Origin of the sequence: Bradyrhizobium sp. WYCCWR 13022 (assembly GCF_030435535.1) — a bacterium.
Taxonomy (GTDB): Bacteria; Pseudomonadota; Alphaproteobacteria; order Rhizobiales; family Xanthobacteraceae; genus Bradyrhizobium.
Window position 1 is genome coordinate 152,578 of record NZ_JAUIZJ010000008.1, and the last position, 25,951, is coordinate 178,528.

Here is a 25,951-nt window from a genome sequence, read left to right on the forward strand (position 1 = left end):
TTTTAACGTACTGGCGAGAAGCTACTTGGCATCGCCAGAATGCTCTCTTGTCGCAAGATCTTTGCATCCGCTGGCAATTTCGGAGGCCAGACACCATTCGCGACGGATTCCGCGCGGATCCGCTGACGTTCGCCAGCATCCCGATAGCCCCAAATATGGATCCATTGATTGAGAGGCCCGATCTCACTTCGCCAAGCTCCAACCAGCGGCGACATTGCCATTCGCGCCTCGATCTTCTCTCCCCACGCCTGCATGACCGAGGGGATCGAACCGAGCGAATAGGTAAATGTGCTGATCTCGAAGAGCGGGCCGACCCTTCGCTCCTCAAGTGGAGGCGAATACTCGGCGGGGACAAGAATCTTCGCCTCCATGTGCTCGACAAAAGGACGAATATCCGGGGGCCAGCCAGGAAGCTTGTAGGCTGCTTGCCGAACGCTATCGCGCTCGGCAATATCCTTGTACGGCCAGAGGTGAATGACCTGATTTAGTGTGCCGACTTCGGTATGCCAAAACGCTCCCAGGCGCGAAAGCTGCAATCGAGCGGGCAGCCCTTTCTCGAAATTGTCCTCGAATTGCTTGGTCGACCCTGGCTTCAGAGTATAGGTGCGCATCTCGACAATCATTCGCAGGTTTCTCCTATCCATTCCCGCGTGTACCTGCTCTTGGTAAGTACGACCCAATCAAGCGTCCAATCGTAAATCGGGGCGGGACTTTCGTCGTTCGCGAACAATCGAAAGAGCAACTCGTCCAAAACGCAAAATGCGGGCTTTCGCCCGCACCACGAGACCCTTCGCAGGACCAAGTCATTTGGCGTTAGAGGGAGAGTCCCGGCGGTCAGCTATTCACGACCGATTGCTCCGAAGTATATTTTCCAGACAGTTGGGGGGCTATGGTTTTGAGGCCCTTTTTGTGGCGTTCTATCCGCGTCTCGCGAGACCATGTCCGCTTCAAATCGTCTTGAACCCTTATGCGGAGCCGTCCTAGCCCTTGCGTCTCGAGCTCGACGAGATCACCATGTTGGAACGCGTTCAATCCACAATGGTCGGTACCCGTTGCAATCATATCTCCCGCCTCCAACGTCTGGATAGCGCTTACCCACGCGATACTGTTGCGAATGTTCGTCACCATCTTCGCTGTGTTGAAATCCTGCTTCAGCTCCCCATTGACCCACAACCTGATGTTCAGGTTTTGGGGATCCGCTATTTCGTCCCTAGTCACGATGTACGGCCCTGTCGGAGCGAAGGTACGACGGGACTTCATTTGAAAGAAGCTGTTCGTAGTCGGGAGCAGATCTCTAGCAGACCCGTCTATGAAATTCGTGTATCCGAACACGTGATCCATCGCCTCTTCCGGCGAAACGTTTTCCGTTCGCTTGCCGATGACAATCGCCATCTCGGCCTCACCTTCGAACACGCTCGCTGGCACGTCGGGAAGAACCATCTTCTCGTCGGGCCCGATTATCGCGTTCGGCGTCTTGTGAAATGCATTCACATGGGGAGAGACTATAAGGCCGTCGTCGTAGTTTACGGCCATGCACACGATGGTGCGTGGAGCGGGCAACGGAGCTCGGAGCTGCACCTTCGAAAGCGGCGTTCCCGCTCCACTGGTCAAGGCCTCTAGTCGTGGTTTGAAAATTGCGAAGTCGGCTATCAGGGTAGCCATGAGATCCTGCTGGTTTCGCGCCTTCACTTCACTCAGCGTCGAGCTGACGTCGATGACAATATCGTCGCGAACCATACCCAGCCTGTAGTCGTCAAAATAGCAGAGTTTCATGATAGCCTCGTATCTGACCTTTCTTAGCAAGCCGCCACAGCGCGGGCTGCTGTTGGAGTGGAGTCTAGTTGTAGGATTTTCTGCATGGCGCGATGTAAACTTGCAGTGGGATCCGAAGGCAGATCTACTGTCCGCCAGCCGACCACGCGATCTGGGCGGACGAGAATGCAGCCGCCATCGTTGATCTCGCGCTGCTTCGTCCAATCACCGTAAACATCGTCGTTCGAAAGTCGCATCCCGATCGGGACGACAGCTATTTTTACCCCCAGGTCCGCAGAGACTGCCTGAGCGGCCGCGAGCCATCTGCTCCCCCCTATACCGGTAATCAAAGTAAAGCGACCGTAGTCGGCGACGTCGATTGTCGAGATGCGATCAGGACCGTTCTCGACCCAAACGTGAGGCAGATGCGCGCCAGGATGCGTGGTTGGCTGATAGTAGAGTTCTGGGTCTCGGATGTATTCCGGGAATGGAGTATTATCATCAGCGATGGCTCCGAGGCGGTATCGCTGCCCCAACTCAACACCGTGGGCATTGAATTGACCATTCATCATCCTTATTCCCGCTTCAACGGCATAACGCCGCTTAGCGCCTTCTTCGCTGTCCCCAAATAGCTCCTCGATATTGGCGCGAGCATCGCTCGTGGTCATGCCAGGCCGCAGCCCCACCGCGTCCGACCACGGAAGCATTTCTCGCTGACTTCGAATCGCTCGATCGATTACCTGACGGCCAACAGGCTGGCGCTCCGAATTGTAAGTGTCGAGAAGTGCCTCTGGAGCACTTCCTTGAAGAACAAGGGCGATTTTCCATGCGAGATTGTAAGAATCCTGGATCGAGGTATTGCTTCCAAGCCCATTCGCAGGTGGATGACGGTGCGCTGCGTCACCCACGAGGAAGGCTCGCTTGATGCGATATCTAGAAGCGACCATCTGGTTCACTTGCCAGCGGCTTATCTTCTTGATCTTAAATTCGATGTTAGGATCGCCGATGGCCGCCGCAATATGCGTTCGGATACCTTCTTCTGAGGCGTCACCATGCGCCCGGTTGTAACGCAAAAAGAAAGGATTCCATTCGGTCCATGGCTTTACGCAAGGCCACACGCTCATCCAGAGATCGCTGTCTTGGTGTGCGATGAAAGCAATCGCACCTGACCGATGACGGGTATACTTGGTAAGATCCGCTTCAACCCAGGCGCTGACGGCGTGGCCGAGCGCCGCTGAGCCTTCAAAATCGAAGCCGAGCTGTTCACCAACGACGCTCTTTGCGCCATCCGCTCCGATAACATATTTCGCACGTATGATGTATTCGGCAGCTTCTCCGTAATCGGCAACTACTCCCTCGACCGCACCTTCGTCCTGACGGATACGAATCAGTTCACTCTTGAAACGAATGTCAGCTCCATGATGCTTCGCGACAGTAAGCAAAATCGGCTCCAGCACGTGCTGGGGTATATTATGCATGCGGCAAGGACTGGAACTATCGTAGTCATGGCGGCGATCCGAACCCGCTCCCCAAGTCTTCATTCGCGACAACTCCAAGCCTGAAAACGAAGTTGCAAATATTTGGCACCCCATTAGCTCATGCGGCATGCCTACGGCCTCGACGTTACCGTCTGCCTTTAGATCCCTAAACACCTCCATTGTCCGCTGATTGGTGATGTGTGCTCTTGGAGAATCTGCAGTCCCGCGATGTTTAGTGACAGTGATCGCTCTGACGCCCGCGCGAGCGAGAAGGGCCGAAGCGGTTAAGCCAGCGGGTCCAGCTCCAATGATGAGGACATCAGTTTCGACCGCCCGCATGCTAGCCTCCAGACTAAGAAAGTTGGCTCCCAAGGAAATCGCATCTCGAACCGAGGGACGTGCCAAATGGTAGGGTGGAGGCGGCCACAGGTCTAATCGTCTGCCACAACGGCGCATTCGTTAGTGACGAAGTCTCGTTGACGGCTCTGAATCAAACAGGCTCGGGATTTGATCCCGAGCCTGACGACCGTTCTCCATTCGCGGCTTACTGGAGGCTGGCGAACTCTCGGCCCCAATCGGGTAGACCCGCCAACAATGGCGGCGAAACTCTCTGATCGTCGGATACGTGTCTCGAGCCGCTCTCGGTTAGATGATGAAGCAGCAACTTCCCAGCCGCTGACAACGACTCTTCTCCGCGATAAACAATGTCAATCTGCCGACGAGCCCAAATGTCGGTCAACTCCAGCGAAACGAGACCCATAGGTTTTCCGATGGCGTTAAAGGCCTCAGCGGGCATAAAGCCGATACCGAGGCCAGCCTGGATCATCCGCAATTGTGCGTCGAAGCCCGAAACATGAAGCCGGGTGTTCAATTGCTTTGAAACGTACTGAGCATAGGACGACATGAGCTTATGAACGGCACTGTGTTCCTCCAGGCCGATGTGCGGGTAGCTAAGCGTATCCAGGATGGACACCTTTGACATTACCGCGAGCGGGTGATCGTCGCGGGTAACAAGAACGAGCCGAATAGTTCGGTAGGGTATCCGACTCAGGCAGCTGCTCTCCACAATACTCGAGCAAAGTCCGATGTCTGCCTGGCCCTTCTCGATTTCGTCTACGACGGCATGACTGGAGCGCTCCGCCAGGTCGACTCGAATGCGATTGTTTGCTGCAAAAAAGCTTTCAAGCTCTTCCGGCAGAAACTGAACGATCGTGCCCATATTCGCCCTTAGCCGAACGAATCCTCGGTGCCCCCTTGCGTACTCTTGCAATTCCGTCCCGATTGTCTGGATAGTTCGGAGAACGCTGCGAGAGTAGCGCAGCATCGTTTCGCCGGCAGAGGTAAGAACCATTCCTGTCGTTCCGCGGTGCAGCAGCTCGGCCTCCAGAGCGACCTCCAGATCTGCGATCCGCTTACTCACTGCCGATGGGGCAATACCTTCGCGCCGAGCCGCCCGAGTCAGACTTCCCTCCTCGCAGATAGCCACGAAGAGTTGGAGCGTGAGAATGTCCAAGTTGCGTGCAAGACGTCGGTCCATTGCAGTTCCTCCTTTCGGTCCCGCGCCCGCTCTTCGGCGGTTCGCTTTCGTCACAAATTCTTTAACCGCGAGCCCGAATTAGGAAAATATCTCTTGAATTCCGTTCTAACAGGACCAAACTGTCCGCAATGGCAGACCTGTCAGGCGTTTCAGTGTTCGTTCAAGTTGCGGAGCTGCGAAGTTTCGTGGCGGCTGGGCGCGTTCTGGGCGTTTCGGCATCTGCTGTTGGAAAAAGCATCGGGCGATTAGAGGAACGGCTCGGCGTGCGGCTGTTTCATCGCAGTACCCGCAGCATACGCTTGACGCACGAAGGCACCCTTTATCTGGAACGTTGTCGAAAGATACTCTTCGAACTGAAGACGGCAGAGGCAGAGCTATCGGGCGCTCGACGGATGCCGAGAGGACGGATGCGGATATCTCTGCCCCTTGCGAGCGGTCTGCTGCTACCGATGTTCGCGGACTTCATGCGCTCATATTCGGATGTCGAGCTCGACCTAGATTTCACGAATCGATATGTCGATCTCATCGAGGAAGGCTTCGATCTGGCGATCCGGGTCGGCGAACTTCATGACTCTCGACTGATGGCTCGCAAGATCGCAGTATTCCGATTGATCTTGGTTGCATCTCCTGAATATTTGGACAAGAAGGGCGCCCCACGCACGCCACAAGGTCTATCCGACCACGATTGCCTACATCTTCGTTTCGTGCGTAGCGGGCGGATCGCGCCATGGCCGATCTCAAAGACGAACGATGAGCCGGATATTCGCCTACCCGCTCGATTGATCTCCAACGAGAACCTAATGCTCATCCACGCCGCAAAATCGGCGCTGGGCATCGCATGCGTACCCGACTTCACGGTGACCGACCTGCTGAAGTCCGGACAACTGATCCGCGTCCTGGAGAACGAAGTTCAACGAGATATCGGCTGGTGGGCGGTCTGGCCCGCTAGCCCTCACGTTCCACCAAAACTTAGTGTGCTTCTCGACTTTCTCACGGAGCGGTTTCTCTCCATGCGCAAGGGAGGCATTTCATTGCTCGGAACCTCGAGATTGCCCTAGTTATCGCGCCTTCCCGTTATCAGCTCAGTCAGTTGCTGGGCACCGCGCGGCAATACAAAGATGACGAAGAGAATGAGAACGCCGAAGACCGCTCCTGACAATCCCTTCGAGATGTCTTCTGCTATATTGGGAACGAACACGATGAAGGCCGCTCCCACTAGCGTGCCCGGTAGCCAACCAACGCCTCCGATCACAATTCCGAGGAAAAGAGCAACTGCCAACTGGATCGTGTAGCCGTCCGGCGCAACGAATTGGACGACAAGTGCGCCAAGAGCGCCGGCGATGCCGGTTACGCCTGCACTAAGAGCGAAAGCTACTGTCTTGTAGAATGCGACATTTACGCCCATGGCGGACGCAGCGACATCGTTCTCCCTGATAGCCAAAAGCGCGCGCCCAGTTTTGCTCCGAAGCAAATTGTTGGACAGAAGATACACGGCCACTGTGAAAGCCAGGACAAGGTAGAAAATATACGTGTCTTGCGAAATCGGCCAATTGAAGGGGGTCTCCGGCTTCTCAGTGATCATACCTTGCACGCCACCGGTCCACTCCTCGAACTGTTCGATCTTGAGAATCTGCGGCAACGCGGTCCCCAACGCGAAGGTCGCCAATGCCAGATACACGCCTTTGAGCCGCAGCGCAGGGAATGCGAAGATTATGCCAGCGAGCGAAGCGACAATTCCAGCGATGGGTATGCTGAGAAGGTAGTGCACGTGAAGGTGCTCGATCAAAATGACCGACGTGTATCCCCCTATAGCGAAGAAAGCGTTCTGACCCAGCGAAAATTGCCCTGTGAACCCGGTCAGAATGTTCAAACCGATGAGGGCAATCGCGTACACGAGCAACATTGTCATTTGGAAGGTGACGAAACCGGTCGCAACAACTGGAACGCCAATCAAAAGTCCGAGAACAATGGCCGTATGCCATTGTCCGGAGCTGACATGTGTACTCCTGTTTTCAGACGGTGCCGCGACCGCGGCCACTTCAGGAAGACTCGTCATCTTCAAACCCTCTCGACTGCTGTGCGGCCCATGAGCCCTTGCGGCCGAACACAAAGGATCGCAACGATTACGAACAGCACGATCGGCAACTTCAACTGATTGCCGGCCCCCGGAAGGTATGTCCCGATCAAATTCTCAGCTACGCCGAGAATGAAGCCGCCAACTACGGCGCCCAATGGACTATTGAGCCCCCCGAGCACTGCTCCAGCAAATCCGTAGATCAATACGCCGCCCATCATGTTAGGATCCAGAAATACTAACGGGGCGATGAGCATGCCGGCGACCGCACCGATCGCGGCTGCCAAGGCCCAGCCGAGCCCGATGATCCAGCCGACGTTGATCCCGACCCATCCAGCGGACTCCGGGTTAGAGACGGCGGCCCGCATCGCCAGGCCCGTACGCGTGTAGTTCGAGAAAAAATATAGAAGAGCCAAGAGCGCCGCGGTAATCCCAAACATCGCGGCCTGATGTGCGTTTAAAAGATCACTGCCGAGAAATGGCTCCTTGCCGAACGGAGTAGGGAATTCCTTTATTGTGTAATCCCAGATCATGCCGGCGCCGCTGTTGAATATTCCAAACAGAGCGATGAAGCCCGCCACATGCGTCAACACCGGAGCCTTCGCTAGCGGACGAAAAATTGCACGTTCCAGGGCAAACCCCACGCCAAACGAAATAGCGATCGTGAGTGTAAACGCGACCCAGTACGGAAATCCCCACTGGATCATCTGCCATGCGATGAACGTCGACGCCATCGCCATCTCGCCCTGCGCGAAGTTTAGGTGATCGATCGCCTGGTAGATCATCACGATGGATAGCGACATGCAGGCGTAAATCGCTCCGGTCGCGATACCAGCCAGAACTTGATTGACAAGCAGCTCCATGTTCAGTCCTCAGCACGCCAGATAGGATTTGCGGATATCTTCATTGCTTGCGATCTCCGCAGCATCGCCGCTCATCACGATGCAGCCCGTCTCGATGACATAGGCCTTTCGGGATATTTTCAGCGCAAGCTGTGCGTTCTGTTCAACGACCAGGACACTCACCTGCTCCTCCTTGTTGATCCTTGCCAAGATCTCGAAGAGCGACTGCACAACGAGCGGGGCGAGGCCAAAGGATGGTTCATCCAGCAGCATGAGGCGAGGGCGAAGCATGAGCGCTCGAGCCACAGCCAACATCTGTTGCTCGCCGCCCGAAAGCGTTCCGGCCTGTTGCGATCGACGGTCCTTCAGCTTCGGGAAATAGGCGTACATTCGCTCAATGTCGCCTTCGATAGCGGTGCGGCCACGCCTTACCAGCGCGCCCGCTTGAAGATTCTCTTCGACACTCAATCTCGTGAAAGTACCCCGCCCTTGCGGCACATGAGCAATGCCGAGCTTGACGATAGACTCCGTGGTTTTTCCCCGAAGACTTTTGCCGTCGAAAATCAGGTCGCCTGTATGAGACACGGCATTGCAAACAGCCCTCAACGTCGTTGTCTTTCCCGCACCGTTGGCTCCCAACAGCGCCGTCACTCCGCCTTCTTCGAGTTCGAAAGACATCCCATGCAGTACTCGGACGGCGCCATACTGTGCGCGCAAATCGCTTACTTCCAACAGCGCCCTCATCTTCCACCGTCTCCCAAGTACGCCTTGATCACCTCTGGATTAGCCTGAATCTCTGAAGGCGTTCCTTCGGCGAGTTTCTTTCCAAAGTTCAGGGCGACGATTCGGTCTGCAATCGACATCACGAGCCCCATGTGATGCTCGACCAGCAAGATCGTCACACCGCGTCGATCGCGTATCTTCTTGATGAGATCGCCCAGCGCGTAGACCTCTTCGTGATTGAGGCCGCCGGCCGGCTCGTCCAGAAGCAGGAGTTTCGGCTGTGATGCCAACGCTCGGGCAAGCTCGACCCGTTTCTGGGTTCCGAACGGGAGGCCAACAACTTTCCTCGACCCGCAATCCAAGAGGTCAAGAAATTCAGCAATCTCGAGTATGCGCGCATCAACCTCGCGTTCCTCGCGCGCAGCCGCCGGAAGCGCAAAGATATCGTAAGCTACATTTCTTCGACCCCGCGAGTGACATCCGATGCGAATGTTGTCGAAGACAGAAAGGTTATGGAAAAGGGATACGTTCTGAAAAGTCCGTCCGATGCCATGCCGCACAATTTCGTGCGGCCTCAAATTAAGCAGGCTCTGGCCCGCAATCTGGATGTCACCGCTCGTGGGTTGGTACAATCGGCTCAAACAATTGAACAACGTGGTCTTGCCGGCACCATTCGGACCGATCAAACCCAAGATCTCGTCGGCACGTATCGCGAAGGATACGTCGTCCAGCGCAACGACACCACCAAAGCGAATTCCCACTTTCTCAACGGACAGAACTTCACGTGCGCCAGCAATCGTCATCTCTTGCCCTTGGCCGCTCCTGATGCGCAGTGTCGGTCGAAATCCGCCGACATGCTTTGTCATTTGTCCTAAGGTATTCGACGCGCCTTCACGGTCAAATCGTCATATGCAAAACAGCGTTCGCGGCGAGCGAACGACAACTGGACAGACCCGTTGATCTTGTAAATCGATTAGAAGCTGCACGACGGCGCACGCACTGTTGGAGCATCTACTCGAACAATCCCGCCTTGCTATTGAGCCCCGATTCACTCAAGCCGACGCGACGTCGATGCGCAGTTGCGGTTGGTACAGCCTACGACTTCTTACACGTGCTGGGCGGCAGCTTGGCGCCGATTGTCATTGAATATCCATCCGCGCCTTCACAAACGCCGCGCCGTTGGCGATGGCCCGACGAGCCGCCGACAAGATGGGAAAGAACGTGTGCCAAATATGAATCATGTCGGGCCAGATTTCGAGTTGCACCGCTACGTCATGCGATCCTGCCTGGCGAGCCAAAGCCAGCGAATCGTCGAGCAAGACTTCCGCTGCGCCCACCTGTAGAAGTAGTGGAGCAATACCGGTCAGATTTGCGTAGATAGGCGAAACAAGCTCACCTTTCGGATCGTGCCCCGCTAAGTACATTCGCGCTAGTTCCAAGATCATCTCGCGCTTGACCATCGGGTCAGCTTGAGCCCGCGTCTCGTAGCTGCGTCCAGTCGCCTCCATATCGACCCAGGGCGAGATGAGCCACCCGCAGGCCGGCTGCGGCAATCGTTTGCTCTTGATGGAGAGTAACGTAGCCGCGGCGAGCCCTCCTCCGGCGCTGTCGCCGACCACTGCGATGTGTTCCGGCCTCATTCCTTGCTCCAAAAGGTAGGAATACGCGGCCATCGCATCTTCAACCGCCGCGGGATACGGATGCTCGGGAGCACGACGGTAGTCGAGGATGAGAGATTTGCAGCCGGACGATCTGCCGATCTCGGCCGCTAAGTGACGATGGCTTAAAATGGAGCCGAAAGCATAGCCACCACCATGAAGATAGAGGATCGCCCGCCTTTGGTCGGCACCTGCCGAAATTGCCCACTCGGCTTGCAGACCCGAGATGGAGATCCTCTCCGTGCTGTATCCTGAAAGCGGATATCTCTCTGCGTCCAAGTCCACGAACTTCCTTAGCTCCGCAAGCGACTGCGGAGCGGGGTTCTCGCTCAATATGCGGCGGATGACTTCGACTTCAGGATCAGACATTCGACCTCCGTTCGGGATGAACTCGGCGGGATTTTGAAGGTATGCCCCTGACGGTCCACACCGTCGATTCGGCTTGCACTAACAACCGTTCGCTCAGCGCGAAGACCCAGTCTTGTTTCCACGCCCCGAAGCGCAAGACAGGGCATTCGCGCCTTTCGAATGCCGCAACAACGCGAGCTGAAGTACCGTCCCTAAAAAGCAGGAGCTGTTATGGATAGCTACGAGTGCGACGTTCTGGTGGTCGGGAGTGGTGCCGCAGGTCTGACGACTGCGATCGCATGTCGCGAGTTCGGGCAAGACGTACTTTTGGTAGAGAAGACCCAGTATTTCGGCGGCACTACCGCTTTCTCCGCGGGGGTGATCTGGGTGCCGAACAGTCCGCAGGCTGCGGCAGCAGGCATAGTCGATAGCGAGGAGCGCGCATCCAAATACCTCGAATGCGAAGCAGGCAATCTGGTCGACAGAGATCGCATGCTAGCCTTTCTGCGGTGGGCGCCCGAAATGTTGCGTTTCATCGAAGCGAAAACAGACACTCGGTTCGACCTTCTCCCGACGATGCCGGACTACCATCCTACTCTACCGGGAGCATCGGGTGGCGGACGGACTCTGCGCCCGCGCGTGTTCGACGGCCGCCTCCTGGGAGCTCACTTTGCAAATGTCCGTCCTCCATTGAAGACGATGACTATCTTCGGGGGAATGATGGTCGGCAGCGGAGACATTCCTCATCTGTACAATCTCAGAAATTCGGCGTCCTCGGTCTGGTACGCCACCAAGATGTTTGGCCGCTATTGTTACGATCGACTTGGCCACTCGAGAGGAACACGACTGACCAACGGAAATGCGCTGGTCGCGAGCTTACTCTCGAGCGCGCTGAAGTTGAAAATTCCGATGTGGCGCTCAAGCCCCCTCGCACGTCTCATAGTCGAGAGGGACCGAATTCGAGGGGCGATCGTCACCAGAGACAACCGAGAAGTACTAGTGCGGGTGCGGAAGGCCGTTGTTCTCGCGACGGGAGGCTTTTCCGCCAATCGAGATTTGCGCCAGCCGTTCGACCAGGAAATCCGTAAAGATCTTCAGTACCATTCGCTACCCCCGTCCACGAATACTGGAGACGGTTTTCAATTCGCCACCGCGATCGGCGGTGCGATCGATGGTGATGTGCATCAGTACGCGGCTTGGGCTCCTGTCTCTGAAGTCCCCCAACCAGACGGCTCCAGGATTGGCTTTCCTCATTTCAGCGATAGGGCAAAACCCGGATTTATCGTCGTGGACCGTCGAGGAAATCGATTTGCCAGCGAAGCCTTACCGTATCACGACTTTGTCCCCCAGATGATTGCCGCCTGCCAAAACGACGAAAATGTCGAGGCGTTCATTATCGCTGATCATCGATCCGTAAGACGGTGGGGCATGGGGGCGGCACCGCCGTGGCCGCTCAGCATCACGAGGTTCTTACGCACCGGATATTTGAAGAAGGGCAAATCAATTGCAGACCTGGCACGACTCTGCGGCATTTCGGCTGCAGGACTAGAAGCGACCGTAGAATTCTACAACGGGCAGGCTGGAAAGGGTGTGGACGCCAGTTTCAATAAGGGCGCAGACGCCTACGAGCGAATCCACGGAGCGAAACATGATCGCGGAGAACATCCGAATATCGCTCCAATTTGCGACGGTCCATTCTACGCTCTTCGGATCATCCCTGGAGACATCGGGACGTTTGCTGGTCTGAAAACGAACGCGGACGCGCAAGTTATCGGCGACAATGGCGAGCCATTGCAGAGCCTTTATGCAGTGGGCAACGATGCAAGCAGCATCATGCGGGGAACCTATCCGGGCGCTGGCGTAACGATCGGCCCGGCTATGACATTCGCCTACATCGTGGCCAAGAAGTTGAGTACTGCTTTAACTGATGTTTGAAATGGGAGCGAGCCAGGGTGATCTGACTTGGATCACCTTTGGCAGACTATTATCGTTATGTGGCATGGCAGCGCCCTTACGCAAGGTCTAGTTTTCCGTTGCCCCAACAGTTCGGTCTTAACGACCATTGCGATTCGTTCGATCGACCATTCCTAATACGAAGCTGCCGATAAGGCGCCTAGTGCGCACCAGGGGATCAGCATTTACCGCGCCCAAAATTGGCGACGGATGATCTGGCACCTGCATGGGTTTCATCAGCGGCAGGCCGTCCGAGATCGTTGAGCCTAACTGCGTGCGTTTCACGAGCTGTCGCGGCAGACACCGCAGCGGCGATACAGCAAGAACCGATGAATATTGCTACAGGAAGCCAACCCGTGGGGCCGCTCTGCATCAGGCTCTGACTGATGGCCGGTGTAAATCCTGCCGCAAGGAAGCCAAGATTGGTTCCGACTGCCATGCCGGAATATCGTACACGTGTCTCGAACATCTCACCGAAGAACGAAGGCCAGATCGCGTTCGTCGCGCCATAAAAAATCCCTGACATCAGCATCGCTGCGCCGAAGATAAGCAGGGAGTTTCCGGAAGAGATGGCCATGAAATATGGGAACACAGTCAATGCGCATCCAACCGAACCGACGATGAAGACCGGCTTCCGGCCAACGCGATCGCCAAGAATGGCCCAGAACGGCTGCACGACTAACGCAAGCGCGTTTCCGAGCACTCCTGCCCAAAGGATGATAGAGCCCGGAACATGGAATTCCGCCGTGCCGTAGCTCAAGGCGAACACCGTGGTCAATGAACTGATACATGAGATCAAGGAGCAGACGACCACACGACTCACCTCGGCCCAGTAGTCGCGAACCAACATGACGATCGGAAATCTCTCAACATCGCGTCGATCCTTAAGCCGCGCGAATTCCGGAGCTTCGGGCATCCTTCTCCTCACCAGATATGCCACCACGAGCACGACGAAGCTGAGAAGGAAGGGAATGCGCCATCCCCAATTGAGAAGCTGCTCTTGGGGAAGCGCCGCCACTGGGATGAAGGCGAATTTAGCCAAGATCGCGCCTGCCTGCACTCCGCTCAAGGTCCAGCTCGTGAAGAAGGCGCGGTTGCCGGAGGATGCATGTTCCAAGGTAAGAGAATTCGATCCTGACTGTTCTCCAGCCGCGGACAAGCCCTGCAAAAGCCTTAGAATTACCAGGATGACCGGCGCCGCGTTGCCGATCGTTCTTGCGTCAGGCAGAAGGCCGATCGCCAGCGTAGAAAACCCCATCATCAGAAGTGTGAAGACCAGGACGGACTTGCGGCCCACCCTATCCCCAAAGTGGCCGATGACCACTGCACCCACGGGGCGGGCCACGAACGCAACCCCGAAGCTTGCAAGCGACACGAGTGTAGCCGTGGCGGGATCGAGGCCCACGAAGAATATCTTCGGAAAGATGAACGCGGCGGCGGCGCCGTAAATGATGAAGTCGTAGTATTCCAGCATGCTACCGACAAAGCTGACCAACGCAGAACGTCGGGCCATGTCATTCACATCGCCTGCATTACCACCCTTCGATCTGAATGCCACTCGGATTGCCATACTTCCCCCGGACGATTCTTAGTACCGGAGACCTTAGGTCGATGAGCGCGGGCCGGCCATATGTCTATGACGTTCTGCCATTCGTCTTGTGCGAAGACCACTGCAGCTTTGGCCGCCCGCTGTCGGCTAACCAGAGTCGTACAACAGGTCTTCCGGCAACTCACCGATGTTTGAAGGCTCTAACGCCGCGCTCTCGCCCGCGATCGCGCCAAAGACGGCAGCAAGACCCATCGTGGCACCTGGTGCCCAGTAAGCCTGCCCCGCCGGTGATGCAGAACAGTTGCCTGCGGCGAAAAGTCCCGGCACGATCTTTCCGTCGACGTCAATCACCCGACCCGTTTCATCCGTGATCGGCCCCCCGTTCGTGTCCAGAAGGCTCGGCGCGACGATAATACAGTAAAACGGTCCTTCCTTTTGGAAAGGATACATGGTCACGTTAGGAAGGTCATGAGGTGGCCAGTTTGTATCCGTTCGAGCGATCGAGAAGACTTCGCGGTGCAATTCCGTATCGAAAACATTGTGCCCACGCGCGAAACGGGCATCAACGCCGCTCAATGCCTCGGTTTCAAAGAGCTCGATCTCACGAGAGAGAGCATCAGCAAAATTGTCAGCCAGACGAATTTCGCCGATCCTGCTCTTTAGGTTATCTAGCCTTCCCTGGATCTTTATCGCCAGATCAGCGATCGTGGCAGCTTCGATAATATAACCGGCCGTCTCTCCCGGATGGGGGAGTGGATAGTTTCCAGCGAACACATCCCGGGCTCGGCGATCGTAGATCATGAAGAGAAGCCGATTCGTAAACTCCGACTCCACCGCATCCCATTGGTAGTGCACCAATGACACCTCATGCCCAGCACGCTTTTCGTTGACAACGCGATGTCCTTTCTTGTTGACAACCATGCAACTGTCGCCTGGGGACTGCCAGTAGTGACGCGGAACACCGGAAGGCTGAAGAACGTGGCTTGGAGCAATTCCCTCGTCGAGCGCCTGTTCGAGAACGATTTGGGAGCGCCAACCATGAGCCATGTTGCCCAACGCCGCTCCCACTTTTGCACTAATTCTGATGAAGTCCCCTCGATTCGTCGGAGCCGCAGTTCCTGCGAATGGAGCAGTCTGTTGGAAGGAACGCAAAAGCTCGTGATCGTGCACGAAACCTCCGCTTGCGAAGACAACACCGCGCCTCGCCAAGATGCGCACTTCTGCGGATGGTGTCTGCGCAACCACGCCGTCGACTCTGCCTGTCCGATTGCGCTGCAGCTCCATAACGCGATGGTTAAGAAGCAACGGGACGCCTTGGCGGTCAAGGTAGTCACGCAATTGTCCGACGATATCCTCGCCAAACCCACGTTGGCCGTCGGGCCTCATGACGACCATGACCCTCCCTCTCGAGCGCTTGTTCAGCAGAGAGTGATCGATCATGTCCGTTCTATTGGCGTGCTTCGTCACCAGGGCACCCAAGTTCTGCAGCGTCTCAAAGACATGCCCACCCTTATCGTAGAATGCCGCCAAAGCCGCATAGCGACGTCGACCGATGCCGAGATATGCGTCCTCAGCGACGTACTCGCCGGGAAATGCCGTGGACGCCATAAAACGCAGGGCGTCATCTCGCGGGTCGTCTAACCCCTTGGCTTTTAGAAAATGGTTGTTCGGCGCCCAGAAAGCGCCGTCAGACCAGCCCGTCGTGCCTCCCGGCTCGTCGGCGGCTTCCAGGATGACAACCGAGCTCCCGGACAACGAAGCAAATACCGCCGCAACCAACCCAGCAGCACCAGAACCGACCACGATCACATCTACGGCTTTTGCAGCTCGAGCAACACTCATGACTTCACTTCCAGCTATCAAGTCAGGCCATATCGACGCGCACGTTCGGCGAACGCCCCGTAGTCAAGCATCGATTCAAGGTCGGGAATCACGGCTCGAAGATTAGGAACCACGTCTGCATTCTGCTTCTCCGCGAAGTCGTTCAAAGCGTTGCGCACTCCCGAAAACGCTGCGTAAAGTGTAAGACCGTAATAGAGCACCATTTTCGCGCCGGCTTCGCGCTCCGCCGCCAGGGACACACCAGGCCTGTCGGTGATCACGATCGGAACTGAGACGCGCTCACGAATGTGTTGCACCTGCTCTGGGGAAACACGCGTCGGCATCAAGAGATCGGCTCCCGCCCCAGCGTATGCGTTCAAACGATCCACAACCTCCGTGAGGCTGCCGGATATCCATAGGGCATCGGTCCTGGCAATGATGAGGAAGTTCGGATCGGTGCGTGCTTCAACCGCTGCGCGTATGCGCGCTGCAGCCTCCACCAAGGGCGTCATTCGAGGAGCGACAGGGGCATGCTTCCCGAACTCGTGGTCTTCCATGTGGATCCCGCAGACGCCGATGGACTCGAACGATTCGACCGTCTTCCAAATGTTCGCTGCATTGAACCACCCGGCCTCCGCATCGCACACGACCGGCACGTTCACCGCGCGAACGATGGTCGATGCATGGGAAATCATGTCTTCCAAGGTCACCAATCCGACGTCGGGCGCAGCGAATCGAGCCGCCGATGTGGCGTAGCTTCCGAGATAAACTGCTTCGAACCCTTCGCGCTCGATCAGTTTGGCACTCAGCGCGTCGTAGGCGCCCGGGACCGCTATCGTACCCGGTTGGGTAAGCCGCGCCTTGAAAGCGCGTCGTCTATCGCTGGCACTGCGGGAGCGCACCGGTCGTTCCATTGTCTATTTCCTGCTGCTTATCGACCGTGGCCACTAGTCGGCAAACGCCCTCGTAGGGCATTCATGACGATTCGACGGTCTGTGCCCGCGATAATAATTCTGGATTCTATCGATTTGATTAGATCTGCCTCCTCAGGTGACGCTTCTGCCCCGAACATCGTCCACACGACGTCTACACTGTGTGACCTAGCCTGCTTTGCGATGTCACAGCACGCCTCTACGACCGCCTGATGCGCAGTTTGACCGGGAAGTCCCAAAGCGTGCGCAAGATCGAATGGCCCGAGCATAATCGCATCAACCCCCGGGATCGCCGCGATCTCACCCGCGGACTTCAAGGCGTCGACCGACTCCAACAGCAGCCAGACTATTGTGTCCGCATTGCTCGCCGCCGAAAATGCGCGCCAATCGGCTACTTGATGCCAAGTCGCTCTCGTTCCGGGGCACGCGCCACGCGATCCGCCATTCGAGCCATCGAGATATTTTGCCGCCGATACAACCGCTCGAGCTTCAGCAGCGCTTTTGATGTTCGGCACTATGACGCCCATCGCGCCTGCGTCGAGCACTCTCATGATGAAGCTCGGAGTATGATCAGGCACCCTGACGATCGGCGTCGTGCCGGAAGCCTCGGCCGCCCGTATCAGCGGAACGAGACCGTCGAATCCAAACGATCCGTGCTCGCAATCGAGATATACAAAGTCGAACCCAATAGACGCCGCCATCTCGACGAACTCGGGGGAATTTGTTTGCACACCAATTCCCCACGCAGATCGGCCCAGCAAGAGCGCAGATTTGATGCGATTACCCCTTCTAGATCGGTCGCGATCGGTCACTTTCGCTCCTGCTCACTTAAGAGGCCAGCTATGCGCGCGCAAAATACGCAGCATCCTGGCGCACGATCAGCGATAGATTCGCCATTGCCTACGACGCGGCGGACCAAGTCCCATCCGGAGCGAATTGAACGATCTGGTCGATCTGCCTCGTGACCATGATCAGCTTCCTTGCTGCGAACTTCCACCGGCCGTCTTCCTTGCGATACTTGTCCTCGTAGCGCATCAGAAATTGGTATGACATTCCTATCGGATCCCGGCCTGGCGAGACGAAGTCGTAGTCAATCAGGTGGTGCGCCGCGCAATAGACGATACCAGTCGTGTCAGCTCCCGAGAATTTGACGACTTGCGTGAGCACGGCGTGGAATGTGTTCTTGAAGGCGCCATGCAGCCGTCGCGGGACCTCCATAACTTCGGTCAGCCCGCTGAACGCCGGACGACCGGCCGTCTGCCAAACAACGTCGCTGGTGAAGAGCGTTTCCCATTCTTCGAAATCGCTGCGATCCAACGCGAGCGCGTAGCGATGCGAGAGGTTCTTGATTTCAGCTTCTGCTAGCGATCGCTTCTCATCGAACTGTTCCGTTTTAGTGTCTACGGGCATATGGTCACCTTCCTTATTCCCCGTTGCGAAGCGGGCCAAACGGGACCCACTTCTCCCCTTCGAACCTGACGAGTTGCAGCGACTTCATCGGCGCATAATCGGTCGGGCTGGTATTCACAGTGATACCTGGCAACAAGCCCGACGGATGAAAGTTTTTAAGATTCGCCGCCTGCCGCATGACGTTCTCACGACTGAGATCGTCACCGCACTGCCTCAGAACCTGCTCCATCATCTGAGAGAAGTTGTATCCATTCAAAGCCTGAAGATCGTCCTTGCTTACGCCATTCAGGCGCGCGTCGATGAAGCCAAAGAACTCCTTCATCCCGGGGTCGTCGGCCCACCTCGGGTCGCTAGCGTCCTTGTTGTAGGCGGACGACACGATGCCTTGCGCATTCTCGAAGCCGGCTGGCTTTATCGCAGTGCCAATCGAGCTCCCGACACTGTTCAGAATGTGGTACGGTTTCCAGCCGATCTCAGACAGCTTTCGGATAGCTTGCGCAGCGAATTTCGGCGGAGTGAAATCCATAAAGACATCCGCTCCCGACGCCTTCGATTTTACAATCTGAGTATCAATTGTCGGGTCGGTAATTTCGAAGCTGTTCTCCGAAATGACCATATCGCCTGCCTTTTCGCCAAGGGCCTCCTTCAAGCCTTTGAGAAGATCGCGCCCATAGTCGTCATTCTGGTAAATGACCGCAATTTTCGAGTCCGGCTTTTCCTGCAGAAGGAATTTTCCATAAATCCTACCTTCCCACAGGTAGCTCGGAACAGTTCCCATGCTCCAGGGATAATTCTTCGGATCGTTCCAACGCGCTCCGGCAGCTGCGATGAACAGGTGCGGCACCTTCTTGATGTTCATGTACTTCACAATTGCAGTATTCGTCGGTGTACCCAACGTACCGAAGAGGAGCAGAACCTCATCGCTCTCAACCAACTTACGAGCCTGCTCGACGGTCTTGGAGGGATTGAAGGCGTCGTCGTACGAAATGAACTTGATCTTCCGACCATTGATCCCGCCATGGTCGTTGATTTGTGCGAAATAAGCGGCCATCACGCGCGCCATCACGCCGAACTGCGAGTTAGGACCGCTATAGGCCGTCGTGTTACCAATCTTAATTTCGGTATCGGTGACGCCTGGCCCATATTTTTTCTGAGCAAGGGCTTCTTGCGCAGGAAGCATTCCCACTGCGATTGCGAGCCACACCACTGCGAGACGAATGGCTTTCATGTATCCCTCCCCTTCAGTCGGCCTCAGGCGCATTCTGCGTCATGGTTCACCGGCTACCCTATAATCGTCTGTAGCACGTCTTGATCAATTCGTATTTCGTGAAGACCTATTCGCCCCTCGCGCTCATCTCGCCTTCGCCATTGGCGAAGATACAGTTTCAATTAACGACTAGACTTTGACTCTGCTCGCCGGATTCACTACTCGGCAGAACGAGAGGTCGAGCAATATGAGCCAGTGGTTCGTGGATCGAGTAGCAATTGTGACGGGCGGCGCCAGCGGCATCGGTCTCGCAGTCGCTTCGAAGCTGTTGTCTTTGGGAGTTCAACTGGCTGTCGTCGACAGAGACGGATCCGCGCTGCAGGGCGCGTTTGGAGGAGTCGACAAGGTATTGAAGATCGAAGCGGATGTCAGTGATAGAATTCAGGTAGAACGTTACGTTAGCACCTGTTTAGATCGATTTGGACGGATCGACATGTTCCACAATAATGCGGGATTACTTGGCCCCCGCGCTCCGCTTTTGGACTTCACGGACGAGGATTATCACTCTCTGTTCGATGTGAATGTTCTGGGATCGCTGCTCGGACTGCAGGCTGTGGCCAAGGCTATGAAGGCGTCCTCCGGCGGCTCAATCGTGAATACGGCTTCCGCCGTAGGATTGCGAAGCGTTGCCGATCACGGCCTCTATGGGGCGACCAAAGCGACGGTGTTAAGGATCACTCAGCAAGCGGCAGCCGAGTTGGGCCAGTTCAATATTAGAGTAAATGCCGTAGCCCCAGGGTCGGTAGATACGCCGGCACTACGGTCTTCGTTGAAAGGTACATCGGAGGACGGGGGAGAAGTCGATCGACGAGTGTCGAGGCAGTTGCGAAAACGCCCCCTCGGGCTTCCGATTACAGCAGATGATGTCGCAGATCTCGTGCTTTGGTTGTTGGGGCCAGCATCGTCAAAGATAACCGGGTCGATCAATGTGATTGATGGCGGCGTTCTGACCTAACCGCTAAGCGGCTCCGCTAGCTATGGGTCCCAGTCGATGGTTTCGTTTGATCGCGCATCTCCAGTCAGGACGAGGCCTGATCACGCAATGGGCGGCTCTCCATTGGGAGGCGCGACGACCCGCGTAACGCTCTACACAAGCGGTATCGGCTCATTGATGCTTCAGATGTTGAGTTTGGCTCTCAATCGGCTCTCCTAAGTTCAGTAGCTGCCTGGACCAAATGTCCGCCCGTGGGGGGAGCGCTGTTAGTAAACGACAGCAAGTCGTTCGTGAGCCGCACCACGTGTCTCCTGGTCTGACGACCCCTCTCATTTGGAAACGTGCTGCCCTCCACGGAGAAGATAAGCTCTCCCGAAGCACCATCGAAAGCATACCGACCGAAGTGAGAATATACACCTCGGATAATAGCCAAATTTTCCTCTTGCGTGCCCTTGAGACGATCGTTCGCCGCGAACTTTGGCAGGTCGGGATGCATTAGGATGACCGAGTAGCGACCGTTGGGCATGAACATAAAGATGCCGCTCGGCTTTGCTCCGAAGAAGCTAGTCGTTTGGGTCGGGTCCTGCGTGGCTTTGTTCAAGTCGGACACAAACTCCCAAGATCCCGCCAGAAGCTTCCGATCAAAAGGCGTGATCTGCTCGTCCATCTTGTGAAATCCTGCAACGTCGTTCGATCCGCCCCTATTGGCGGGTCATTTCATAATTCTATGACAGAATGACTAATTGCGTCGATTCGTCATTTTGAAAGAGCCCTTCTTCTCTCGCAAAGCTCTTCGTCGTGGCGCACCTGCGGACTTCCTTCGCCCACATGCGTACGATGGTTGAGCGATGACGCCCGACGCGGCCTCCTTGCCGATCACGCCTGCGCTCTCAAGGGGTGTTCTGATTGGATCAGACACCCGCCACTTGGAGTGCACTCGTCTTTATTCGCCCATCGAGTGTTATGGAGTTTTGCGGGCTCCATGTGGGGCGACGTTTGTTCTCCAGGAACCTACTCTTTTGGAACAACCCTCGGCCGGCGCGTTGTTGATGACCGCACTTATCGAAACGCGCTGTCACTACCGTCGATCAGGTTGGCAAGAGACGCGCGCACTCGTCGACGACGTACTCCGGAATACTCTCAAACTTATGGGGGTTGAGTTGCATTACATACTCATTCTCGATGTGATAAGTTTCGTTGATAAATTTTCGGATAACGTCATCATCGTGATCACCGCCTAGAAGCCGGAATAGTTGGACTTTCTCATAGCCCACGTTGGTAGCGTGGAACTTGGCTTTAATAGCTTCTAAGTCTTTTGCTTCGGTCACCAGCGCATCGTAGTCAAATGCTGGAAAGTCGACCTTTATCTTTGCTTCGGCGAGCGTCTTCTCCTGGGGGGTCATGTCTCGGCTGCCCGTTGCAAACTTAACGGTCGGTATTTCTCTCCCCTTGAATAAGCTGGCTAACAGGTTGTACTCCAGTCCCATATCGTCTCGCAGCTCGAACTCGCGGCGCAGATATATAGTCTTGATGAGGGGGTCAGTCAGAGACGTGACGTTATCTTTGCATATCTTTGCGAAGGTCTGAATATCCTCGCGTTCGATCGGAACTTCCTTGATGACTCCAGCCCGGGACGACAGAAAGGTCGCCGAGGGTCGAGCCCCTTGAAAGATGGCATTCGTGCTTTTGATTACATCAATGGCCGGCTCGATGTCATGAGTCAGCATAAGGGTCGTCTTATCTCGGAGACTCGCCCTTCCGCGGAACAACTCGTGGAGGATAGCGAATTTCTTGTTCTTGTCGAAGGAGGAGATTGGGTCGTCGAGGACGATCAGATCCGGTTTTTCGCTGATGACCTGATGCATGAACAGCACGAGCGCGAAGGCATTTTTCTCGCCATAACTCAGATGCCGCGATGCCATTTCGATGTGGCTGCCGAGATCCCGATGAACCAGCTTCATTTTGTATGAATCCGGTTCGGCAACGATTTCCACAGCGTATCTATAGCCAGCCGACCGAAGGAAGCCGTTTATGCTACTCTGGTTCTCATCAATTGTTTTCTTAATCTTCGCCTTGTGCCGATTGATCCTACCTTTCAGGCTTCCGACCCTATCGATAAGACCGTCGAGCTGCTCATTGATCGGGTCTACAGTTATCCTTGTCTCACGCGAATCCAGCTTATCGATGAGGCTAAGGTCTATTTTCAAGGGAGTCAGTCGATCACTGATTTCCGCAACGTCTCGGAGCGAAAAGAACGACATGGTTCGCAAGGCTTCCAGCTTCTCGATCAAACCTTCAATGTCCGCCTTCAGGCCCGTTAGAAAGCTGTTCTCCTGAGCCGTCAGCTCAATTTTCGCCTTTGTTACTTTGTCGAGATTTTCTCGGCATTTTTCGCTGAAGTATTTACCTAGCCGATCGATGACCGCCTTCAACGTATTCAGGTGACCTACGGCGGTCGCGTCATACTCCTTCTCAACAGCCAAGACCGTCTGTTTTTGTTGTGTATCCGTCAGCGCTGTCGAGCAATAAGGACAGCGGTCCTCGAGCTGCAGAAACTCGTTCCCCTTAATTTGCCAGGCGATCCACTTGGCGGGCTCCTGACTCCTAATGAAAGTCTCGAACGGCTTAAGCGCATCAGGAATGTTCGCGATCTTATTTCCGGAGCCGAATGCCTTGTGGATTTTACTGCTTTTTGGAATGGCGCCGGTCTTGGAAGATTTGCCAAACGCCTCGCGCAGCTCCTTCAGATCCCCGATGACTTGCCCGATTTCGGCATTATCGGCGAAAGCTTTCTTTATGCCAGCCAGTAAAGCATCAATTTCAGCGATTTCTGCAAGATACTCCGGTGTTCGGATAAATATTTCGAAGCTGTTTTTTACCACCTCATCCTTTTGAAAAGCGAATTGCTGAACAAACTCCTCATCGAAAACCAGCGCCGATCTTAGACTGTCAACACCTTCGACGGACGGCGCCCGTACGCCCGTCTTCCCGCGGTTCTTAAAAGGGACAAGATCTTTAAGCGTGTCATCCGCGCGTATTTGACTAACAATTGCTTTCGCTAACGTGCTTTTGCCAAGCCCATTCGGACCATACTTGATATTCAACGCCCCCTCGGCGATACTGATCGTTGCATCGTCGATGCTGTTGCAATTCGATATCTTGATGGTCAACACAGCCACGATAGCCCCCTACGAATCTAATCGGATATTTAGCGGAAGCATGGCTCGTTGCGCAGACAAAATATAGTTTAACATCGAAAACTACGCCTTCTGACCGGTACGCAACATGCTTCATTACGATGGCCCCCCGCGAGCCGTCGGACCGGCCAAATCAGGGGCTGCTCGGATCTGCGACCGCACGCTCCGCATCAGCTACGCTCCCGGAGAGAATTATTGATCGACGTCACTGAAAATCGAGCGCGGAGTGGGGGAGGCGTTACTGATTTCTCGCTCCGCGCGCGACGTGGTTGGCGGCGATTGGGACAGCGGGCGACTGCTTTCAGATAGCTCTTCCCACATCCAATCTTCGCTGTCGCGCTGACGCCGGCGCTTATCTTTGCGCTCCGCAACCTTTTCGATACCGCTCTCGATTGCGCCATAAAGTGATTGCGCGCGCTCAAGCGCCTCCGGATCCTTATCATCAAGGAACCGCTCAAGATCGGACACGGCCGAACTCAGATCGTCGAAGTTGCTGCTCGGCTCGAGGTCGAGATCGGCATCGTCAACGCATGTGTCGATGGCCTCTTCGTACTTGGGAATGAGATCGGTTTTGATGCGCCAAACCAAATTGAGGAGCGTCGACACAGAGAAGAGTTGCAGGATGCGTTCTTCGTCCAAAAACGAAACATCAAGATACTCAAACAGATCGTTTTCAAGAGTGTCAGCCATCACCGAGCGACGTTCCGGCGGAAGAATATTGAGGTTATGCGCGCGAGCGTATGCACGCACTTTGGGGTCGTAGGCCGAACGGTAACTGGAAGAAGCGTTTCGCTCAAAGAGTTCCGGAGCCTTGGCGAATAGAGCGCGAAAAACTGAATCGGATGCCTTGTCGGCGAGATAGCTGAAGAATTGTCGGTTCAAACCCGCTTCATCTGGCGTCTGGAGCAAGCGCTCAACCAGCAATCCATCAAGCGTTTCTGGCAGCAGAACGAAATCACCAATAACGCTCTCAGAGGCGCACGCAGTGTTGGACAAAACTGTTTCAACCCGTACGCCACGCAAATAGAGTTCACGCATACCCTCAGTCTCGCCTAGCGTGGCGGCGAGAGCATCTGCAAGGGTCGGATGTTTGAATGTCCAGAATGACTGGCCGCCTTCCGACTTCTCAACGAGAAAAGACCCCTTGAGGTGGCCGAGTGCCTCGCCCAACGTCTCGCGATCAATATCATAATGGCGGATCACGAGCTCTTGCATGCTGGCAGACGGATTGCCAATCGCCATCTTACCGCCATGCAGGAAGACGAGCGTGAGCGCGGCACGGCTATCCTTTGAAAGCTCTTTGATCGTGTCGTTCAGAAAAGCACGGTTCGAGCGGATGAAATGAACGAGAGAATCCCGACTTAGCTGAACCTTTTGGGTATATGCGCGGTCGCCCAATTGCCTTGCAATCTCCGGGAGAAGTAATTCCTCCTTAGCGAGCTCCTCAATATGATTGAGCTTGAGGTTCGTTTTCCATTGTTTGGACTGATTGCCGGCCTTTATGTGATTGTAAAGAATCTGGCTGCGCTCATCCGGAGTCAAATTGCCTACTTGAACAATGGCTTCTTCGTTTCGAAACAGCGGGTGATTGCGAGAGCCAAGCTTCGGCTTGGCAGCCTCGTAAATGTGGCGGCGGGACGTAAGTACAAACGAGTTTCCTCCAGCGATAGCCGCTTGGACTTTCGGCATCATGTTTATCCAGGCATCAACGAAATCTTGCCTCAACTGGTTCGGGCCGAACGCATCGTCGATCCAGTAAAGCGCGCCGCCATCATCGGGATTCCAATTCTCCATGAGTTCGATTGGTCCGTCCGCTTTGAAGCAGCGGTGGCGCGGATTATCGGCTGCGACCGTTGCCAAGACGGCTGCTATGGTTGATTTGCCGGTGGCTGCATCTCCGAGCAACATGACGATTTTATGCTTTGCGAGAGCCCGAACGGCTTTGACGTGCGGAGCTGTGGTTACGTACGTTCGCAAAGAACTCTGAAGATGCCCAAGAACGGCCTTGGCTTGTTTCGCCCGTCGGTCATCCAGGATAATTGAGAGATCTCCCAGACCATAGACGAGTGGAACCAGCGCACGAAGTTTGCTGCTGCTACGAATGACGCGTGTCAGAAATTCTTTTCCAAAGACGTGAGGACGCTTCACGCCAAGTTCTTTCAATCGGTTCCGAATTTTGACAGCCGCGGGAGCGGAAACCGACATATTCGTCATCAACACGTATCGGTCGGCAAGCCCCTTCCGCAATAACTGTTCGATATGCTCTTCTTCAACGGCCAAATCGCTCGGTGTGAGAGTGCGCCCCGCGTTTGCACTAAATTTGCATTGAACAGTTGTCGGCTGTTCCCCTCCGCCGATGCCTTTTGAGTTGAATACCGCGTCTTGCCCGTCGTCGTGCGCCTCGCGAAAGATCTCAACCGGCGTATGGAGAACGTCTTCCATGACATGCGCGCATAAGTCTTGGAAAGCTTTCCAA

The 25,951-nt window shown here is 55.4% G+C and carries 21 protein-coding genes; 3 read left to right on the forward strand and 18 right to left on the reverse strand.

The window, feature by feature from the left end; translation table 11 throughout:
- Window positions 1-2: 2 nt before the first annotated feature.
- The 4 genes from QY049_RS13875 to QY049_RS13890 form a co-directional block, all read right to left on the reverse strand.
- Window positions 3-623 (reverse strand): NIPSNAP family protein, encoded by a 621-nt coding sequence (locus tag QY049_RS13875; RefSeq protein WP_301269521.1) that lies wholly within the window; start codon window positions 621-623, stop codon window positions 3-5.
- Window positions 624-834: 211 nt separating this feature from the next.
- Window positions 835-1,773: a fumarylacetoacetate hydrolase family protein gene (locus QY049_RS13880; protein ID WP_301269522.1), complete on the reverse strand. Its 939-nt coding sequence runs from the start codon at window positions 1,771-1,773 to the stop codon at window positions 835-837.
- A 23-nt stretch (window positions 1,774-1,796) separates the two neighbouring features.
- Window positions 1,797-3,686, reverse strand: coding sequence for an FAD-dependent monooxygenase (locus QY049_RS13885; protein ID WP_367401190.1), 1,890 nt, complete (start codon window positions 3,684-3,686; stop codon window positions 1,797-1,799).
- 88 nt (window positions 3,687-3,774) lie between these two features.
- Window positions 3,775-4,767: a LysR family transcriptional regulator gene (locus QY049_RS13890; protein ID WP_301269524.1), complete on the reverse strand. Its 993-nt coding sequence runs from the start codon at window positions 4,765-4,767 to the stop codon at window positions 3,775-3,777.
- A gap of 128 nt (window positions 4,768-4,895) precedes the next feature.
- Here QY049_RS13890 and QY049_RS13895 point away from each other — a divergent pair, with 128 nt between their 5' ends.
- Window positions 4,896-5,825 carry a LysR family transcriptional regulator gene (locus QY049_RS13895; protein ID WP_301269525.1) on the forward strand — a complete coding sequence of 310 codons (930 nt, stop codon included), beginning with the start codon at window positions 4,896-4,898 and terminating at the stop codon, window positions 5,823-5,825.
- Here QY049_RS13895 and QY049_RS13900 read toward each other — a convergent pair.
- The 5 genes from QY049_RS13900 to QY049_RS13920 all read right to left on the reverse strand — a co-directional run bounded on the left by QY049_RS13900 (window position 5,822) and on the right by QY049_RS13920 (window position 10,433).
- The gene (locus QY049_RS13900) at window positions 5,822-6,823 is read right to left on the reverse strand and encodes a branched-chain amino acid ABC transporter permease (protein ID WP_301269526.1); all 1,002 of its coding nucleotides are present in this window, start codon (window positions 6,821-6,823) and stop codon (window positions 5,822-5,824) included. The two genes, QY049_RS13895 and QY049_RS13900, sit on opposite strands and share 4 nt — an antisense overlap.
- Before the next feature lie 2 nt (window positions 6,824-6,825).
- Complete coding sequence (locus QY049_RS13905) at window positions 6,826-7,704, reverse strand: branched-chain amino acid ABC transporter permease (RefSeq protein WP_301269527.1); 879 nt, start codon at window positions 7,702-7,704, stop codon at window positions 6,826-6,828.
- Between the two features lie 9 nt (window positions 7,705-7,713).
- Window positions 7,714-8,427 (reverse strand): ABC transporter ATP-binding protein, encoded by a 714-nt coding sequence (locus QY049_RS13910; protein ID WP_301269528.1) that lies wholly within the window; start codon window positions 8,425-8,427, stop codon window positions 7,714-7,716.
- Window positions 8,424-9,209 (reverse strand): ABC transporter ATP-binding protein, encoded by a 786-nt coding sequence (locus QY049_RS13915; protein WP_301269549.1) that lies wholly within the window; start codon window positions 9,207-9,209, stop codon window positions 8,424-8,426. Before QY049_RS13915 ends, QY049_RS13910 begins: the two co-directional genes overlap by 4 nt.
- A gap of 336 nt (window positions 9,210-9,545) precedes the next feature.
- On the reverse strand, window positions 9,546-10,433 hold the full coding sequence (locus QY049_RS13920) for an alpha/beta hydrolase (RefSeq protein ID WP_301269529.1): 888 nt from the start codon (window positions 10,431-10,433) through the stop codon (window positions 9,546-9,548).
- A 210-nt stretch (window positions 10,434-10,643) separates the two neighbouring features.
- Between QY049_RS13920 and QY049_RS13925 the strand changes: the two genes are divergently transcribed.
- Complete coding sequence (locus tag QY049_RS13925; RefSeq protein ID WP_301269530.1) at window positions 10,644-12,347, forward strand: FAD-dependent oxidoreductase; 1,704 nt, start codon at window positions 10,644-10,646, stop codon at window positions 12,345-12,347.
- A gap of 196 nt (window positions 12,348-12,543) precedes the next feature.
- On the opposite strand, the gene QY049_RS13930 is transcribed toward QY049_RS13925, so the two are convergent.
- The 6 genes from QY049_RS13930 to QY049_RS13955 all read right to left on the reverse strand — a co-directional run bounded on the left by QY049_RS13930 (window position 12,544) and on the right by QY049_RS13955 (window position 19,305).
- Window positions 12,544-13,878, reverse strand: a complete 1,335-nt coding sequence (locus QY049_RS13930) for an MFS transporter (RefSeq protein WP_301269531.1) — start codon at window positions 13,876-13,878, stop codon at window positions 12,544-12,546.
- A gap of 183 nt (window positions 13,879-14,061) precedes the next feature.
- The gene (locus tag QY049_RS13935; protein ID WP_301269532.1) at window positions 14,062-15,756 is read right to left on the reverse strand and encodes an FAD-dependent oxidoreductase; all 1,695 of its coding nucleotides are present in this window, start codon (window positions 15,754-15,756) and stop codon (window positions 14,062-14,064) included.
- Between the two features lie 17 nt (window positions 15,757-15,773).
- Window positions 15,774-16,649 carry an oxaloacetate decarboxylase gene (locus QY049_RS13940; protein ID WP_301269533.1) on the reverse strand — a complete coding sequence of 292 codons (876 nt, stop codon included), beginning with the start codon at window positions 16,647-16,649 and terminating at the stop codon, window positions 15,774-15,776.
- A 17-nt stretch (window positions 16,650-16,666) separates the two neighbouring features.
- A complete protein-coding gene (locus tag QY049_RS13945) occupies window positions 16,667-17,479 on the reverse strand; it encodes an HpcH/HpaI aldolase/citrate lyase family protein (protein WP_301269534.1) in 813 nt (270 codons plus the stop codon).
- A gap of 88 nt (window positions 17,480-17,567) precedes the next feature.
- Window positions 17,568-18,077 carry a nuclear transport factor 2 family protein gene (locus QY049_RS13950; RefSeq protein WP_301269535.1) on the reverse strand — a complete coding sequence of 170 codons (510 nt, stop codon included), beginning with the start codon at window positions 18,075-18,077 and terminating at the stop codon, window positions 17,568-17,570.
- A 13-nt stretch (window positions 18,078-18,090) separates the two neighbouring features.
- A complete protein-coding gene (locus QY049_RS13955; RefSeq protein ID WP_301269536.1) occupies window positions 18,091-19,305 on the reverse strand; it encodes an ABC transporter substrate-binding protein in 1,215 nt (404 codons plus the stop codon).
- Window positions 19,306-19,531: 226 nt separating this feature from the next.
- Here QY049_RS13955 and QY049_RS13960 point away from each other — a divergent pair, with 226 nt between their 5' ends.
- Complete coding sequence (locus tag QY049_RS13960; RefSeq protein ID WP_301269537.1) at window positions 19,532-20,299, forward strand: SDR family NAD(P)-dependent oxidoreductase; 768 nt, start codon at window positions 19,532-19,534, stop codon at window positions 20,297-20,299.
- 181 nt (window positions 20,300-20,480) lie between these two features.
- Here QY049_RS13960 and QY049_RS13965 read toward each other — a convergent pair whose 3' ends face one another.
- The 3 genes from QY049_RS13965 to QY049_RS13975 form a co-directional block, all read right to left on the reverse strand.
- A complete protein-coding gene (locus QY049_RS13965) occupies window positions 20,481-20,945 on the reverse strand; it encodes a lipocalin-like domain-containing protein (RefSeq protein ID WP_301269538.1) in 465 nt (154 codons plus the stop codon).
- Window positions 20,946-21,366: 421 nt separating this feature from the next.
- Window positions 21,367-23,457: an AAA family ATPase gene (locus tag QY049_RS13970; RefSeq protein ID WP_301269539.1), complete on the reverse strand. Its 2,091-nt coding sequence runs from the start codon at window positions 23,455-23,457 to the stop codon at window positions 21,367-21,369.
- A 210-nt stretch (window positions 23,458-23,667) separates the two neighbouring features.
- Entirely contained in the window at window positions 23,668-25,917 is a 2,250-nt protein-coding gene (locus QY049_RS13975) for a hypothetical protein (RefSeq protein ID WP_301269540.1), read from the reverse strand.
- Window positions 25,918-25,951 lie beyond the last annotated feature (34 nt).

Coding starts and splice junctions, on each gene's coding strand:
- QY049_RS13940 (WP_301269533.1), bottom strand. CDS start 16,649: ATGGAACGACCGGTGCGCTCCCGCAGTGCCAGCGATAGACGACGCGCT.
- QY049_RS13935 (WP_301269532.1), bottom strand. CDS start 15,756: ATGAGTGTTGCTCGAGCTGCAAAAGCCGTAGATGTGATCGTGGTCGGT.
- QY049_RS13920 (WP_301269529.1), bottom strand. CDS start 10,433: ATGTCTGATCCTGAAGTCGAAGTCATCCGCCGCATATTGAGCGAGAAC.
- QY049_RS13950 (WP_301269535.1), bottom strand. CDS start 18,077: ATGCCCGTAGACACTAAAACGGAACAGTTCGATGAGAAGCGATCGCTA.
- QY049_RS13965 (WP_301269538.1), bottom strand. CDS start 20,945: ATGGACGAGCAGATCACGCCTTTTGATCGGAAGCTTCTGGCGGGATCT.
- QY049_RS13925 (WP_301269530.1), top strand. CDS start 10,644: ATGGATAGCTACGAGTGCGACGTTCTGGTGGTCGGGAGTGGTGCCGCA.
- QY049_RS13900 (WP_301269526.1), bottom strand. CDS start 6,823: ATGACGAGTCTTCCTGAAGTGGCCGCGGTCGCGGCACCGTCTGAAAAC.
- QY049_RS13915 (WP_301269549.1), bottom strand. CDS start 9,209: ATGACGATTGCTGGCGCACGTGAAGTTCTGTCCGTTGAGAAAGTGGGA.
- QY049_RS13890 (WP_301269524.1), bottom strand. CDS start 4,767: ATGGACCGACGTCTTGCACGCAACTTGGACATTCTCACGCTCCAACTC.
- QY049_RS13975 (WP_301269540.1), bottom strand. CDS start 25,917: ATGGAAGACGTTCTCCATACGCCGGTTGAGATCTTTCGCGAGGCGCAC.
- QY049_RS13955 (WP_301269536.1), bottom strand. CDS start 19,305: ATGAAAGCCATTCGTCTCGCAGTGGTGTGGCTCGCAATCGCAGTGGGA.
- QY049_RS13885 (WP_367401190.1), bottom strand. CDS start 3,686: ATGCGCCGTTGTGGCAGACGATTAGACCTGTGGCCGCCTCCACCCTAC.
- QY049_RS13875 (WP_301269521.1), bottom strand. CDS start 623: ATGATTGTCGAGATGCGCACCTATACTCTGAAGCCAGGGTCGACCAAG.
- QY049_RS13930 (WP_301269531.1), bottom strand. CDS start 13,878: ATGGCCCGACGTTCTGCGTTGGTCAGCTTTGTCGGTAGCATGCTGGAA.
- QY049_RS13960 (WP_301269537.1), top strand. CDS start 19,532: ATGAGCCAGTGGTTCGTGGATCGAGTAGCAATTGTGACGGGCGGCGCC.
- QY049_RS13880 (WP_301269522.1), bottom strand. CDS start 1,773: ATGAAACTCTGCTATTTTGACGACTACAGGCTGGGTATGGTTCGCGAC.
- QY049_RS13895 (WP_301269525.1), top strand. CDS start 4,896: ATGGCAGACCTGTCAGGCGTTTCAGTGTTCGTTCAAGTTGCGGAGCTG.
- QY049_RS13905 (WP_301269527.1), bottom strand. CDS start 7,704: ATGGAGCTGCTTGTCAATCAAGTTCTGGCTGGTATCGCGACCGGAGCG.
- QY049_RS13910 (WP_301269528.1), bottom strand. CDS start 8,427: ATGAGGGCGCTGTTGGAAGTAAGCGATTTGCGCGCACAGTATGGCGCC.